8 protein-coding genes and 2 pseudogenes are annotated in these 14,195 nt (G+C 44.4%); 8 read left to right on the top strand and 2 right to left on the bottom strand.

Going from position 1 to position 14,195, the window contains the following annotated elements; all coding sequences use genetic code 11:
- Nucleotides 1-134: 134 nt before the first annotated feature.
- From FU659_RS18685 to FU659_RS39345, 5 genes and pseudogenes are all read left to right on the top strand, one after another.
- Entirely contained in the window at nt 135-1,097 is a 963-nt protein-coding gene (locus tag FU659_RS18685) for an ABC transporter permease (RefSeq protein ID WP_147948969.1), read from the top strand.
- A gap of 18 nt (nt 1,098-1,115) precedes the next feature.
- Nucleotides 1,116-1,994, top strand: a complete 879-nt coding sequence (locus FU659_RS18680) for a carbohydrate ABC transporter permease (RefSeq protein ID WP_261807905.1) — start codon at nt 1,116-1,118, stop codon at nt 1,992-1,994.
- 95 nt (nt 1,995-2,089) lie between these two features.
- Nucleotides 2,090-3,649: an extracellular solute-binding protein gene (locus FU659_RS18675; RefSeq protein WP_147948958.1), complete on the top strand. Its 1,560-nt coding sequence runs from the start codon at nt 2,090-2,092 to the stop codon at nt 3,647-3,649.
- A gap of 192 nt (nt 3,650-3,841) precedes the next feature.
- Nucleotides 3,842-7,870, top strand: a pseudogene (locus tag FU659_RS18670) (discoidin domain-containing protein); the annotation flags it as partial.
- Between the two features lie 21 nt (nt 7,871-7,891).
- Nucleotides 7,892-9,298 (top strand): annotated as a pseudogene (locus FU659_RS39345) (Ig-like domain-containing protein); the annotation flags it as partial.
- 33 nt (nt 9,299-9,331) lie between these two features.
- Here FU659_RS39345 and FU659_RS18665 read toward each other — a convergent pair.
- Both FU659_RS18665 and FU659_RS18660 read right to left on the bottom strand, forming a co-directional pair.
- Nucleotides 9,332-9,796, bottom strand: coding sequence for a substrate-binding domain-containing protein (locus FU659_RS18665; protein ID WP_147948956.1), 465 nt, complete (start codon nt 9,794-9,796; stop codon nt 9,332-9,334).
- Nucleotides 9,727-10,374, bottom strand: a complete 648-nt coding sequence (locus FU659_RS18660; RefSeq protein WP_147948955.1) for a LacI family DNA-binding transcriptional regulator — start codon at nt 10,372-10,374, stop codon at nt 9,727-9,729. The genes FU659_RS18665 and FU659_RS18660 overlap by 70 nt, the downstream gene beginning before the upstream one ends.
- Nucleotides 10,375-10,511: 137 nt before the next feature.
- On the opposite strand from FU659_RS18660, the gene FU659_RS18655 reads away from it, so the two are divergent.
- From FU659_RS18655 to FU659_RS36425, 3 genes are all read left to right on the top strand, one after another.
- Complete coding sequence (locus tag FU659_RS18655) at nt 10,512-11,138, top strand: SGNH/GDSL hydrolase family protein (protein ID WP_147948954.1); 627 nt, start codon at nt 10,512-10,514, stop codon at nt 11,136-11,138.
- Nucleotides 11,139-11,498: 360 nt separating this feature from the next.
- A complete protein-coding gene (locus tag FU659_RS18650; protein ID WP_222708578.1) occupies nt 11,499-13,499 on the top strand; it encodes an SNF2-related protein in 2,001 nt (666 codons plus the stop codon).
- Nucleotides 13,499-14,185 carry a DEAD/DEAH box helicase gene (locus tag FU659_RS36425; protein ID WP_222708577.1) on the top strand — a complete coding sequence of 229 codons (687 nt, stop codon included), beginning with the start codon at nt 13,499-13,501 and terminating at the stop codon, nt 14,183-14,185. Before FU659_RS18650 ends, FU659_RS36425 begins: the two co-directional genes overlap by 1 nt.
- Nucleotides 14,186-14,195 lie beyond the last annotated feature (10 nt).

The raw sequence follows: 14,195 nt of genomic DNA, 5'->3' as shown, positions 1-14,195 counted from the left end.
CTTGCGGGGCAGTCTCTTCGTATTGTGTAAATACCTTAAGATACTACCTGAAACCAAAATATTACCATCTACAAATGGATGGCGCCACTCTTTATAATACGAATATAAGAACACGGAGGTGAGCCGACTTGAGTATGATACCGGCAGAGCTTGAACAGCAAAAAACAGCTCACACGAAGACGAAGTCAATAAGTAAGGGCCGCTGGAAGCTATTTCGAAGTAATTACGATCTATACCTATTATTGATTCCGGGTTTGATATTTTTGCTGTTATTCAAATATGCACCGATGTATGGCGTCATTATCGCCTTTCAGGATTTCAACATTTTCGATGGATTTATGGGGAGCAAATGGGTCGGGCTGGATCAATTCGAGAAGCTTATTCACTCGGAGGAGTTTTATCAGGTGTTCAATAGTACGCTGTTAATCAGCTTTTACAAAATCGTCCTGCTTTTCCCGATCCCCATCATCATAGCACTTTTCCTGAATGAGGTTCGCAAAGCCTTGTTCAAGAAGACGATCCAGACGATCATTTTTCTGCCGCATTTCTTGTCTTGGGTCATAATTTCCGGGCTATTCATGAATATCCTTTCTCCGTCAGGAGGGCTGGTCAATAATGTGATCGAGTCGCTGGGGGGGACGCCGATTTCCTTTTTCCTCGATAATCACTTTTTTCGAAGTGTTGTTGTTTTTACAGCAGGCTGGAAGGAATCCGGTTGGAATGCCATCATCTTTATCGCAGCTATTGCGGGAATAGAACAAGAGCAGTATGAGGCAGCATCCATAGATGGCGCTGGACGGATCAGACAGATGATTCACATTACACTTCCAGGTATATTGCCAACGATTATCCTGATCTTTATTTTACGGTTAGGCTACTTGCTTGAAGCTGGAACCGAGCAAATATTGACGATGTATAATTCAGTTGTATATGCGTCAGGGGATGTGATCGGCACCTTCGTGTACCGCCAAGGACTTGGTCAGCAGGATTATAGCTTTAGCACGGCAGTAGGTTTGTTCAACTCCGTTGTCGGTTTGATCCTGATCCTATCCGGTAATGAGCTAAGCAAAAGATTAATTAAGCGCAGCATATGGTAGATCATGTAGGAGGTGTAAATGTTGCATAAAAAAACGATGGGTGATCGCTCCTTGGATCTGTTTATCTACCTGTTTCTTATTCTCATGGGAGCGGCGACCCTGCTGCCACTAGCCAACGTACTATCCAAATCGGTGAGCGATGAGTCAGCCGTCATATCCGGCAAGGTGGGGATTTTCCCGGTAGGCTTTCAACTGCAAACGATGAAATACGTCGTATCCTCCAGTCAATTTCTTACTTCCATAAGTATTTCTATTCTGGTTATGGTTGTTGGAACCGTGCTTGCGATTGCTTTAACAGCCTTAACAGCTTATCCCTTATCAAAAAGAAATCTGCCAGGCATTTCTTTCATTATGCTGCTGTTTATTTTCACCATGCTCTTTAATGGCGGGATTATTCCTAACTATCTGCTAATGAAAGAGCTTCATCTGATCAATAGCCTATGGTCTCTAATTGTTCCAGCTTTAATTAGCGTATTCAATATGCTAGTGATTAAAAGCTACTATGAATCACTTCCGGAATCATTAGAAGAGTCGGCCAAGATGGATGGCGCCCGTAACTTTACGATCTTGTTTCGCATCGTCATTCCGCTTAGCGGTCCTGTTCTCGCAACGATCGCCTTATTCTACGCTGTATATTACTGGAACGATTACTTTAATCCGATGCTCTACATTAACGATGCAGGCTTAAAGCCACTGCAGTTGTACCTTCGTGACATCGTTATGGATGCAGACAGCTCCTCGGCTGTGAACAAGAGTGCTGACGATTTGATGAATGTATCCCCAGAAGGTGTTCGCTCTGCAACTGTTATTGCTTCGATCATACCGATGCTTCTCGTCTATCCTTATTTGCAGAAGCACTTTGTCAAAGGTGTATTGATTGGCTCTGTTAAAGGCTGATGACTTGAATTTCCTTGCTGCTTTGCATTAACGCCCACGATGTGCACATCAAGGGTTTAATGATATAGTACACAAATAAATAGGGAGGTCTACACATGGTAATGAACTATAAAAAATGGATGATGGCAACACTGGCAGGAGGATTATCTGTAACATCTCTGGTCGCTTGCTCCTCTAACGGAAAACCGGCAGCTAGCAGTGTAACCCCAGCTAGTACCCCATCAGCAGCGGTCTCAACGGCAACGACAGGACCCAAATCTGAATTGAAATCACTTCAAATTTGGCAGAAGGATGATTATAATACGTATCCGGTAGCCAAATATTTGGAGCAGAAGACGGGTTATAAGGTTCAGTATGATATGCTGCCGCAAGACAAGCCCCAGGACAAGTTGAATATATTGATTGCTTCCGGTGAGCCTTATGATGCGATTACTACATTGGGAAGCACCGATTTCAAAGCGTTATACTCCGACTATGCAAAAAAAGGGGCATTACTCGAATTAGGACCTTTAATTGACAAATTCGGACCTAACATTAAAGCAGTTATAGATCCTGATGCTTTGGAAGCTGCCAAGGTGGATGGAAAGCTGTACGCGATCCCCACCAAAAGCATTCCGAATGTAAACGCAAGCTTATATATTCGCCAAGACTGGCTTGAAAAGGTAAATATGAATGCGCCGACTACATTAGATGAGCTTACAGCGGTTCTTAAAGCTTTCAAAGAGAAGGATCCAGGCGGAAATGGAGACAAAAATATACCTTTGACCGTAAAAGGTGAGATCGCCTTCATCGATAATATTGCTGGCGCATTTGGAATGCCAAATTTCTGGAATAATGTGAATGGCAAGATGACACCGCGTATTTTGGACCCTGCATATACAGATTATGTGAATTATGTTACTGGCCTATTCAAACAAGGACTGTTGGATAAAGAGTATGCAGCCAACAAAGATGCTACGTCTAAAGAAAAATTCACAAGTGGAAAAGCAGGCATGATCCTGTTGAACTGGTCTGACGTTCCCACTATTTCCGATGCTTTAACGAAAAATATTCCCACGGCGAAAGCGAGCTATATTCCTGCATTGAAAGGTAAGGATGGAAAAGCGGGACTTGCTGCATCCAAGGGTTTTGACCGACTGACTTACATTCCTAAAGCTTCCAAGCATCCGGAAGATGCGATTAAGTGGATGAATGCTAAGCTTGAAAAGGAAACGTTTATCAACATGACCATTGGTGAAGAAAATAAGCACTATACATTGAAGGATGGTACTTATACGCCTATTCAACCTATCTTTACCGAAGAGCGCAATGCGGCCAATAATTTCTTAACGGGCTCCGACGACAAGAACTATCCGATCTACTGGCAGGCACGTGTTCGCAAGGATATGCGTTTGTTCGAAGCTTGGAGCTTTATGAACAAAAAAGAGCCAGCCAATACGAAAGTAGAAGATCCTTTAGGTTTTGCTCCTTATCTGCCTGAATTCTCGAAAAGCTTCCAGCAATTGAATACTTTGGTGGGGGATTATACGATGAAGCTGGTTTTCGGTGCCGAGCAATTGAACGGTCTAGATGCTTTCATCGCCAAATTCAAATCCTCAGGCGGAGAAACAAGTTATAAAGAAGTCAACGATTGGTACGCTGCGGCTAAGAAGTAACAGAGTAACACGATACAAGGATAAACGACTTCGTCGTCCTTCTAGGACGACCGCGTTTGTCAAGGTAGATGAGAAGCAAAGTATAAAACTTATACTTTCTTATCTACGAACAAAAAGAGTGGGAGAAGATACAACAGCGTATCTTCTTCCACTCTCAACTGTAACCTAAATAAATGAAAAGGGGCATGTAATATGGAACGGAAAAAATTTATCAAACAAATTGTAAGCGTATTCATTTCTCTCGCTCTACTGTCGGCAATATTCATCGATCAACGAAATCTCGTTCATGCCGCGGATTATACGGCCACTATACAAATAGATACGAATGTTGAATCAAGCTTAAGTGAAAACTTCGGGGGATATAATGGGGATTTTCAAACTTATGGCATCTTATACACCGATCAGACGGCCATCGATCTGGCAAATGGCTTGAATGGCCGTGTGTTCCGATTTCCCTCCGGGACGGATAGTGACTATTTCGACATAAGGAGAGGGGATGACGATGACGAATGGGTATCCCAATTTTTCGGGAAAATGCCCACATTTAATGCTGCCGTTAACGACGGGCAAATCTTGAGAGCCAAGCCGGACAAACATCAACTTCAGGATTGGAAATATTTCCTGGATCAAGTGCATGGGGAAACCATGATTATTATCAATGGATTCACCGATACGCCAGAAACGGCAATGGCGATTGCGAAATATTGCAAGGATAATAATATTAAAGTTAGCGCCTACGAGCTGAGCAACGAAGCTTTTTTATTCAGTAAATTTTTTCCGACTGCAACGGATTATGCGGACAAAATGAAACCGTATTATGATGCAATCAAATCGGTAGATTCGAGAGCACAGATTAACGTCATGTTTTCTCAAGGCGAAAAACCCGAATGGGATAAAGAACTGGCTGCTTATCCGAATAAATATTGGGACGGCGTATCCTATCATTTCTATCGGGGCGGCGATCGGTATTCAACGTTCGACCAAGCGCGCAAAGACCTGAATTCCGCCTTGGCCGAGCGTACGAATTCGTATATCGATTCCTATTTCCTTGCCAAAGGAAGACCTGATATGCCTGTAACGATAAGCGAGTTTAATACGACTCCTTCAACCATGACCAGTTTGTCCACGTCCGGGATGATAAAAACGCTGTATAATGGCATATTCGCCGCTGAATATACGACAAGATTGTCGAGCCATCCCAATGTGAAACGTGTACTTCTTCATGCGATGATGCAGTTTGGCACCCAGCCCACCAATAACTATGTTGTCGCCATGCGAGATGCTAATGAAAAAAAGACGACATTAGATACCACAGGTTACGATTTCGGCATTTATAAAAGCGGTGCCGCTTTAGGTTTGCAAATCGCCTATGAAGCCATCAATAACAGTTCCCACTTATGGAAAACAACGACTTCGGGAGGGGCAGAGGTTAACAAGTATTCCGGCAGCAATATACCTGCATTATATTCGCAGGCATATAAGGGGAAAAACAATAAAAATTATGTCGTGATCACAAACAAATCGGACAGTACTCATACCGCAACAATCAACATGAATGGAGTTCCCTTAGCGTCCAATATGACGAAAACGTTTATCTCATCTATTGACCCAGAAATAAAAAATACACCTGAAGCCCCTAATGCTATCGCTATTAAAACCGAAGGCACACTTAATCCGGTAACGATTCCTCCATACAGCGTGATGAGAGTAGAATGGGATGGTTCCGGAGGACAACTGCCGCAGCCTACTCGTATTGTTCAATCTATTGTTGGTAATAGTCAGGTTAAGTTAACTTGGCTTGATTCTTTGCTTGCAACTGGATATGTCGTGAAGTATGGGACGACAGCTGGCGTTTATACAAATACGATAGATGCAGGACAGTCAAAGAACTATACCGTGACGGGCTTATCCAACGGGACAACCTATTACTTTGCGGTAAGTGCTAAGAATAGATCAGGCTCAAGCGTTAATTCGAATGAAGTCGCTGCCAAGCTTGTAAAGCCAAGCGCACCATTGCTGGAAAGCCCGAAAGCAAAGGAAGGTTCCGTCGTACTTCATTGGAATAGTTCAACCAACGCTTCCGGGTATTATGTGAAGGTTAGAACAGGATCTGGCAGCTATACTACGAAAGACGTTGGCAATTCCATAGGCTACGAAGTGACCGGATTAACCAATGATACGGCCTATTATTTTACGGTATCCGCGTATAACGGCATGGGAGAAGGCTTAAATTCCAGCGAATATAGCGCGGTCCCTAGGGGGAATATGCCCTATTCTCCTCATACCGTTCAAGCTTTCGCAACCGGAACGGGAGTCAATTTAAGCTGGAGCCCCTCGTATTCAGAGCGTTTTTATGAAAACTTTGAACTAGGAGACGGTTTATGGACTGTATTAAACGGTGAATGGGGGATTGTTCATAGTACGGAAGGCGGTCTTGGCAGTACCAACGTGTACCGAAGCAGCAATTCTTCCGGTTATGGAATGAGCGTTGCAGGAGACAGCACTTGGAAAGACTATGTTGTTGAAGTTGGAATCGTAGCAACCGGTTCCGTTACAGGCAATTATGGCGTGGCCGCAAGATATGTGGACAACAATAACTACTATTATGCGTATTACGATTCTCAAGAGAAAAAGTATAAAATTGTTAAGCGATTTCAAGGGGCAGAGGCGATTTTGGCTTCATCCGAGCAAATAACGGATCCTTATTTTATTCTTGGAGCCAATACGAATTATAAATTCAGATTTGAAGTATCGGGCGATAAGTTGACCCTATATAGGGACGCAAATGTAATAGCTTCAGTGACGGATGGAAGTCATCCCCTTCTTTCCGGAAAAATAGGTCTTTACACGAACAACCAGCAAGCTGATTTCGACCGTGTGTCCGTAAGATTGGATACTGCGACCGGTTATGCCATCAAAAGAAGTACGAGTCTAATAGGCGTTTATACGACTGTAGCGACAGGAGTAACAGGAAGTACCTACAAAGATACCAGCGCAAATCCGGCGCTCCATAATTATTATGTGATTTCAGCGTTAAATGACAGTGGAGAGAGCACATATACTTCTCCGCTATCGATTGCTTATCCAATAGAGCCGTTAATTAATATCGCGCCAAGCGCTATATTATCGGTTGATTCCACCAATGGTTCGTTCAGTGCGAATAAGGCGGTAGATGGCATTAAAAATGACAACGCTAGCAGATGGCTATCTTTAAGCGGAGAGCCGCATTATTTTCAGATGGAATGGCCAACCGACAAATTGATCAGTAGTATTCAAGTTTGGAGTGGACTAATCGGAGGATACGGGTTCCAAATCAAAGATTATACGATTCAGTACTGGGACGGAGAAAAGTGGAAGACGGCTGCTGCTGTTACCGATAATAAAAATGACGCCAATGTTCGTTCCTACAACAAATTGGAATTGGATCATCCGATTATTACCAAAAAATTAAGGATGAACATAACGAAAGCCTCTAGCGCAGCCGGTTATACGGACGCCAGATTGTTAGAAATCGAAGTATTCGGTACAGATCGATATAAAAATATTGCGCCAAGCGCTGTATTAACTGTTGATTCGACGAATGGTTCATTTAGTGCAAATAAGGCAGTAGATGGAATTAAAAATGACAACAGCAGCAGATGGCTTTCTTTAAGTGGCGAACCGCACTACTTTCAGATGGATTGGCCGGAGGATAAGTTAATTAAGGGCATCAACGTCTGGAGCGGGCTGATCGGGGGCAACGGATTTCAAATCAAAGACTATACGATGGAGTATTGGGATGGGGCCAATTGGACAACCGCAGCGACTGTAACCAATAACACCTATGATGCCAACAGTGGTTTGTACAATTCTCTGAAGTGGAGTACGCCCATTACCACCAAGAAAATAAAAATGAACATAACGAAAGCCTCAGCCGCAGCGGGCTATACCGACGCCAGATTGTTGGAAATTGAAGTGATTGGCGCAGATTTACCTACTACGACAGCGAATTTATCTCCTTCACAGCCGGATGGACCCAATGGGCGATACAGGAATCCAGTAACGGTTACATTGTCTGCTCCGCAAACATTGTGGGGGGTTACACAGTCTGTATATAGTCTGGATAGTGGGAATACGTGGCTGGCATACACGGGGCCGATCACGTTTAAGCAGGATGGCCTCTACCCTATCAGCTATAGATCGGTAGATCAGGAAGGCAATTCAGGGAGCATTCAGACGGTTTCATTCATCATCGAAAGGAATGCTAACACGGTGGCGCCTGTGACGACCGCGGCATTATCTAGTGCTCCGAATGGCGAGGGCTGGTTTAAAGAAGATGTGATGGTTACCTTGACGGCTATAGGTGAATCAGCGGGTGTAGTGGGAACCGAATATAGTATCAACGGTGGGACTGTTGCTGCTTACGTGGCCCCAATTGTCATTCAAAATGAAGGCACGAGTACGATCAGATATTTCTCTACAGATGCCGCAGGGAATGTGGAAGCGGCGAAATCGTTGCAAGTGAAATTGGATAAAACAGCGCCGGAGGCTGTATTAACGCAGTCCGGTCACGCAGTTGCGGACGTGACAGATGCGGATACGCTGAGATTTGATTTGAACAGTACAGATGCACTCTCCGGTGTGGCAACACAGACATTGACTTTGGATGGCGCCGTGATTAGCAGTGGGCAAATCATCACCGCAGGTAGTCTGGCCCTAGGTACACATACGGTACAATATCGTGTAATGGATGCAGCGGGCAATTTGGTGCAATCAACACAAACATTCAACGTGAATGCAAACGTTACGTTCAGTCAAGCTACCCTTATTGCTGACGTGGTGTCGCTGAAGCCGGGTGAAACGACGGCTACACACCTAACTGGGACATTAAGCAACGGATCGTCTGCTGATCTCAGCGGTGCAGTAGTTGCCTATAACACAAGTAATGGAACAGTAGTTACTGTGGATACCCAAGGTAAAGTTAGTGCTTTGGCAGAAGGTACTGCACAAATTACAGCTGCCGTCACCCTAAATGGAAAAACCGTACAGACCAAATCTGTGACTATTACGGTTGTGAAGCCGTTATCGGATGGGGCACCTGGTAAACCAGTTTTGTCAGATAATAGCGGTTATGCAACTGGATTAAAAGATGGTAACTATATAGTCACGATGAACATGTGGTGGGGGAATAACGGCTCCGTGTTCAAGCTGTACGAAAATGGCGTACTTATTAGTACGAATACTTTGACAGACGCGTCTCCGGCAGCACAAGTGACTAAAGTGGATGTAAAAGGCAAAGCGAACGGCACTTACACATATACAAGTGAACTTATTAATTCCTTCGGAACGACAAGCAGCAACCCACTTGTGGTCAATATTACGGACGCATCACCAGGTATACCGGTACTATCTCAAGATAATTGGAACGGAGATGGAAACTACAAGGTAACGATGAACATGTGGTGGGGCACCAATGCTTCTGAATATCGCCTATACGAAAATGGCATACTGATCGAAACGAAGAGCTTGCATGCAGCTTCTCCAAGTGCTCAAAGCGTCGTGACGACGATTGCTGGAAGAGCGATTGGTGTGTATGAGTACCGTAGTGAATTGGTCAATGCGGGTGGCGTTACCTCGAGTGATAAGATGATAGTGAAAGTAACGAAATAGAGGTAACCTATCACATCGACTATCGAAAAGGAATCATTTTAGCTGATGAGCAGCCGTAGTGCTCCCAATGAACAATTCACCTTGAATACGGATGTGCTCATAGGGAAGGGTAGGATTAGCGATACGCCATAACATCCGATCGGCTGCCCGGTATCCGGTTTCCCGGATGGACAGCAGAGGACGGGTAAATAACGGCAGCTGCTCCTGTTGTTCGTTCATGATACCTATTATGGAAACATCTTGAGGAATGCTCAGTTGAAGCTTGGAGCAGAGTTGGTATACGGCGGCAACCTCTCCATCGACTCCGCAGATGATAGCTGTGGGAGCGTAGTGAACAAGCCTATCACTAAGCTCCTCCAGCCACTGGGGGTGGGTGCTCCGTTGGCTGGTCGAATGGACACTAGGGTCGACCTCCGTGTGGCATTCATTCATGGCGTGAAGGAAGGCTTGCCAACGTAAAATATACCCCCTTTGGGAATGCGTATCACCCACATACATAATACGGTGATGACCGATGGATTGCAGATAGGCGACTGTTGATAGGTTGCTTCGTAGATGTCCCAGATGACACTGTCCACTCTAGTTCCTAGTGGGGGATAGCTAAGCAGTATCCTAGGAACGGATAGTCGAAGAAGTGCAGGCTCCCAAGCTTTGGGGACGATACTGGGAGCAATGAATAAGCCATCGGCAAACTCCAGTCCCTTCACTTCAATCCAGTCGTACATCTCAGTTTCTCTGATAGCGCCAGGAAGCATACAGATTTCAATATGATGGCCGAAGGAAGCGAAGCGTTCGTGCAAGCCTTCGAGTAACAGTCGGTTGTAGCTAACCGATTGTTCGGTTTGTACGAGTAAAAATCGCTTCCGTTCAATCGGATAAGAGACGATGCGTTCAGCCCTCAGGCTGCGAACTTGGTCTTTCGTGAAGTAGCCCAGCTTTTCCGCAGTCTCGACAATAAGCTGCCGGGTAGTCTCAGACATGCCCGGCTTTCCTTTTAAAGCCTTGTTGACCGTCTGCACGCTTAGTCCCAGCTCCTTGGCGATCGTCTTTAATGTGACCTGCTTACGTATAGGCATGAATGTCCCCCTCTTTATTCAGAATTCATATACGCATCGTATCATGTTCTAATTATTCATTAAACAAAAATTAAACTTAACCATCGGTCACTACAGCTTATAATGGAGAAGGCGAATTATTAGGGGGAAAGAGAGACATGGAACATAGAAATGATGAACGACGATGGTATGGCAAAAGCTGGTGTACACTGGGTGATAGTATTACGGCAGCTAATGGCTATCAGCCCTTGGTAGGTGCAGCATTAGGCTTCTCCGTTATTACGAATGCAGGACAAAGCGGATGCCCGCTTACGGCAGGTGGTGACCAGGATTATGGCGCAACCGTGCAAATAGGACGAAAGATGGAGCCCATTTATGATTGTGTTACTATCTTTGCGGGTACCAATGATTTCCGTTTGGACAAACCCATAGGACGGAAGGAAGATCGAGATATTCATACGTTCTATGGGGCATATATCGAATTAGTCGAGGATATTCTTACGAAAAATCCCGCATGTCTTCTGAGCTTATGGACGCCTCTGCAGCGTGATAAAGACGGCTTTGACATACACTCCGTCAACCAAGCTGGCCATCGACTGATTGATTATGTCGAGGTCATTCAGGCCATAGGCCTTGAATATGCTCTGCCTGTGCTGAACTTATATGCAGAAAGTGGGTTCAACCGCTTCACACTATCCTTTCTCACTTCAGATCGTTTGCATCCTAATGAGCAGGGCTATGCGCGTATTGCTTCGATGGCAAGCAGCTTTTTGGCGCGACTATAGTCAGAAGGGACAAAGCATTGGCTGATGAGACACGGCTGGAAATCATACGAACACTATCCATACATCAACAAGAAGGAGATGAACTGATAAGTAGGGCGGTTTGCGATACTTCCAAATCAAATACTTCGTATCACTTTCGAAATGTAAGTCCTGAAACCGAGTTTATATCCATGCCTTTTGCCTCATCTCATAAAGACGACGAGCTTCCGCGTCCTGACTGCTGGATATTGGGTCATTTTTCATACCACTGAGCAGTACAATTACTTTTGAAAAAATGTAAATAAACGTTCATAATGAAAGGAGCAAGATAGAGCTGGAGAATCACAGCTTATATTTTTTTTGAATAGGATGGGATTTAGGTTGTTAACTCATAAGGAAGATCATATAGCTTCACCCAATAAACAGCTTATTGTAATTATTCAACCAAATGGGTTATTTCATCTTGACTGGCAAGCTGTGCCGCAGAGCCCAAGCAGCAGTGAAATGGCCGTGCAGGATGAGATATATAAGCGTTATAGCGAGCATTCTGAGGATTTTTTCTTTTGGCTTGGATTCAGGGAGAAATCCGAGGCTTTGTCGGATTCACTTTGTTATCTGATTACGATTGCAGCTATGTTCGTGAGGAAGCTATCTAAACAACCGGATATTGAATCGCTCCGTCAGCATAGCGTAGTTGAACTTGAAGCAGAGGACAAACAGTATTTATTGCAAAAGGCCCCTTTCTTAATCGGCTCACAATATTTGGATGTGTATTGGGTGGAAGAGGCATGGGATGCTCTCCATCGCGCATTTTCAATTAGATTGGAGAGCCACGACGGGAGTATTGCTCAATTGTACGCCTCCAGCGATGCCACTATGCATCTACCTGGACGCGTTTATTTTCATTTGGTCGAAAATAAGAAAGAGGGCGAGTACCCCTTCTCTTTCCTATCCACCTATGCTGCCGATGCTCCAACAGAAGGAAAGTTCAGACATTTGCCATTGAAAAACGCGCTAATCGAATACGGAGAGAATAGCGGTAAGCTGCTAGAATTGCTTTCAACAGTGAGCAAGGCTTCTGAGAACAGTGCGTTTATATCTGAGCTTCTGGATTCGGGTGATATCTTTCATCCAATCGGCCTGACTGCGAACGAGGCGTATACGTTTCTAACGGAAGTATTGATGTACGAGGAAGCCGGTATTTTGTGCCGCATTCCAAAATGGTGGAAAAATAAATCGGATGCATTGAAAGTAAGTGTCAGTGTAGGCGGCAAACAGCCATCGCATGTATCTATGGAAGCTTTGATCGGGTTTGAAGCAGAGCTCTGGCTAGCAGGAGAAGCTGTTACGGTTGAGGAATTGAAGCATCTTCTATCCGAGGAAGAGGGACTTGCTTTTATTAAAGGGAAGTGGGTAGAAGTCAATCACAAGCGGCTTCAGGAAGCGTTAAAGGCTTACGAGCAAGCGCAGAAGATGATTGGCAATTCGGGGATGACAGTGGTTGAGGCCATGCGGCTGCAATTGAACGCGGCAAAGATGCTGGACATATCCGAGGAAGCCGTAGAGCTTGAAATAACCAATGGACAATGGCTTGATTCTGTGATGAATCGACTTGCGAATCCGGAAGAAATTGAGCCTATCACCACTGAGGGCCATGATTTTCATGCCAACTTGCGAACGTATCAGGAGCGGGGAGTAAGCTGGCTGCATTATATGAAGACACTTGGTCTGGGAGCATGTTTGGCTGACGATATGGGTTTGGGTAAAACCGTGCAGGTTATTGCTCTCCTTAATTTTATAAGGGTCCATAAAAAGGAGAAAACGCTGCTTGTTGTACCGGCATCACTGATCGGAAACTGGATGAGCGAAATCGAGAAATTTGCTCCCTCTTTAAAATATTATGTGTACCACCCGTCCGAAAATAAGGCCATAGATGAGAATGACGGAAACCTTGAAGAGCATGAGTTGTTTATTACGACATATGGTATGCTGTTGAAATACGAATGGCTGACAGAGCGTAGCTGGGATACGCTGATTTTGGACGAGGCTCAGGCTATTAAAAATCCGGGCACGAAGCAAACGAAGCTAGTAAAGCAGATAAAGGCTTCTTATAAAATCGCGATGACGGGAACACCGATAGAAAACCGTTTATCCGATTTATGGTCATTATTTGATTTTTTGAACAAAGGTTTGCTCGGTACGGCCAAGGAGTTCACGCAATTTGCCAAAAACATGCGAGATTCTATCGATGGGTATACGAGACTTAAAAAAGTGGTAAGCCCGTTCATTTTAAGAAGGCTTAAGACGGACAAAACGATTATTTCTGATCTCCCAGATAAGGTTGAAATGAAGACCTACTCGACCTTATCCAAAAACAGGTAGTGCTGTACAATAAGCTTGTCACAGAGCTGAAGCAGAAGATTGAAGCTGCCGAAGGGATAGATCGCAAGGGGCTTGTCCTCGCATCGCTGATGAAATTCAAACAAATATGCAATCATCCCGATCAATACCTTGGCCAGCAGGTCTATGCGGAGGAAGAAAGCGGGAAGTATGCGCGGTTGAGGGAGATTTGTGAGACTATCTATGAGAAGCGTGAGCGGGTCATTATTTTTACGCAATTCAAGGAAATAACGGAGTCGCTTCGCACCTTTCTTGAACAGATTTTTGAGCATAAGGGACTTGTCCTTCATGGTGAAACGGCGGTAAGCAAGAGGAAAGAGCTCGTTGCCCAATTCCAGGGGCAGGACTACGTACCTTTTATGGTGCTTTCCATTAAAGCAGGCGGCGTAGGACTGAATTTGACTTCTGCCAATCATGTCATTCATTTTGACAGATGGTGGAATCCGGCAGTTGAAAATCAGGCTACGGATCGGGCATTCCGAATCGGCCAGAAGAAAAATGTGATTGTCCATAAATTTATAACCAAGGGTACGGTTGAAGAAAAGATTGACAAAATGATTGAAGATAAAATCAAGCTTACTAATGAAGTTGTCCCCGATATACAGGAAAGCTGGATTACGGAAATGGATAATCAGCAAATTATGGATTTAATGAAGCTTTCACTATAATTTTAGAGAG

Source organism: Paenibacillus sp. N3.4 (assembly GCF_008017805.1).
GTDB lineage: Bacteria > Bacillota > Bacilli > Paenibacillales > NBRC-103111 > Paenibacillus_E.
Note: the sequence above shows the minus strand (reverse complement) of the source record. Positions and strands in the feature narration are given on the sequence as shown.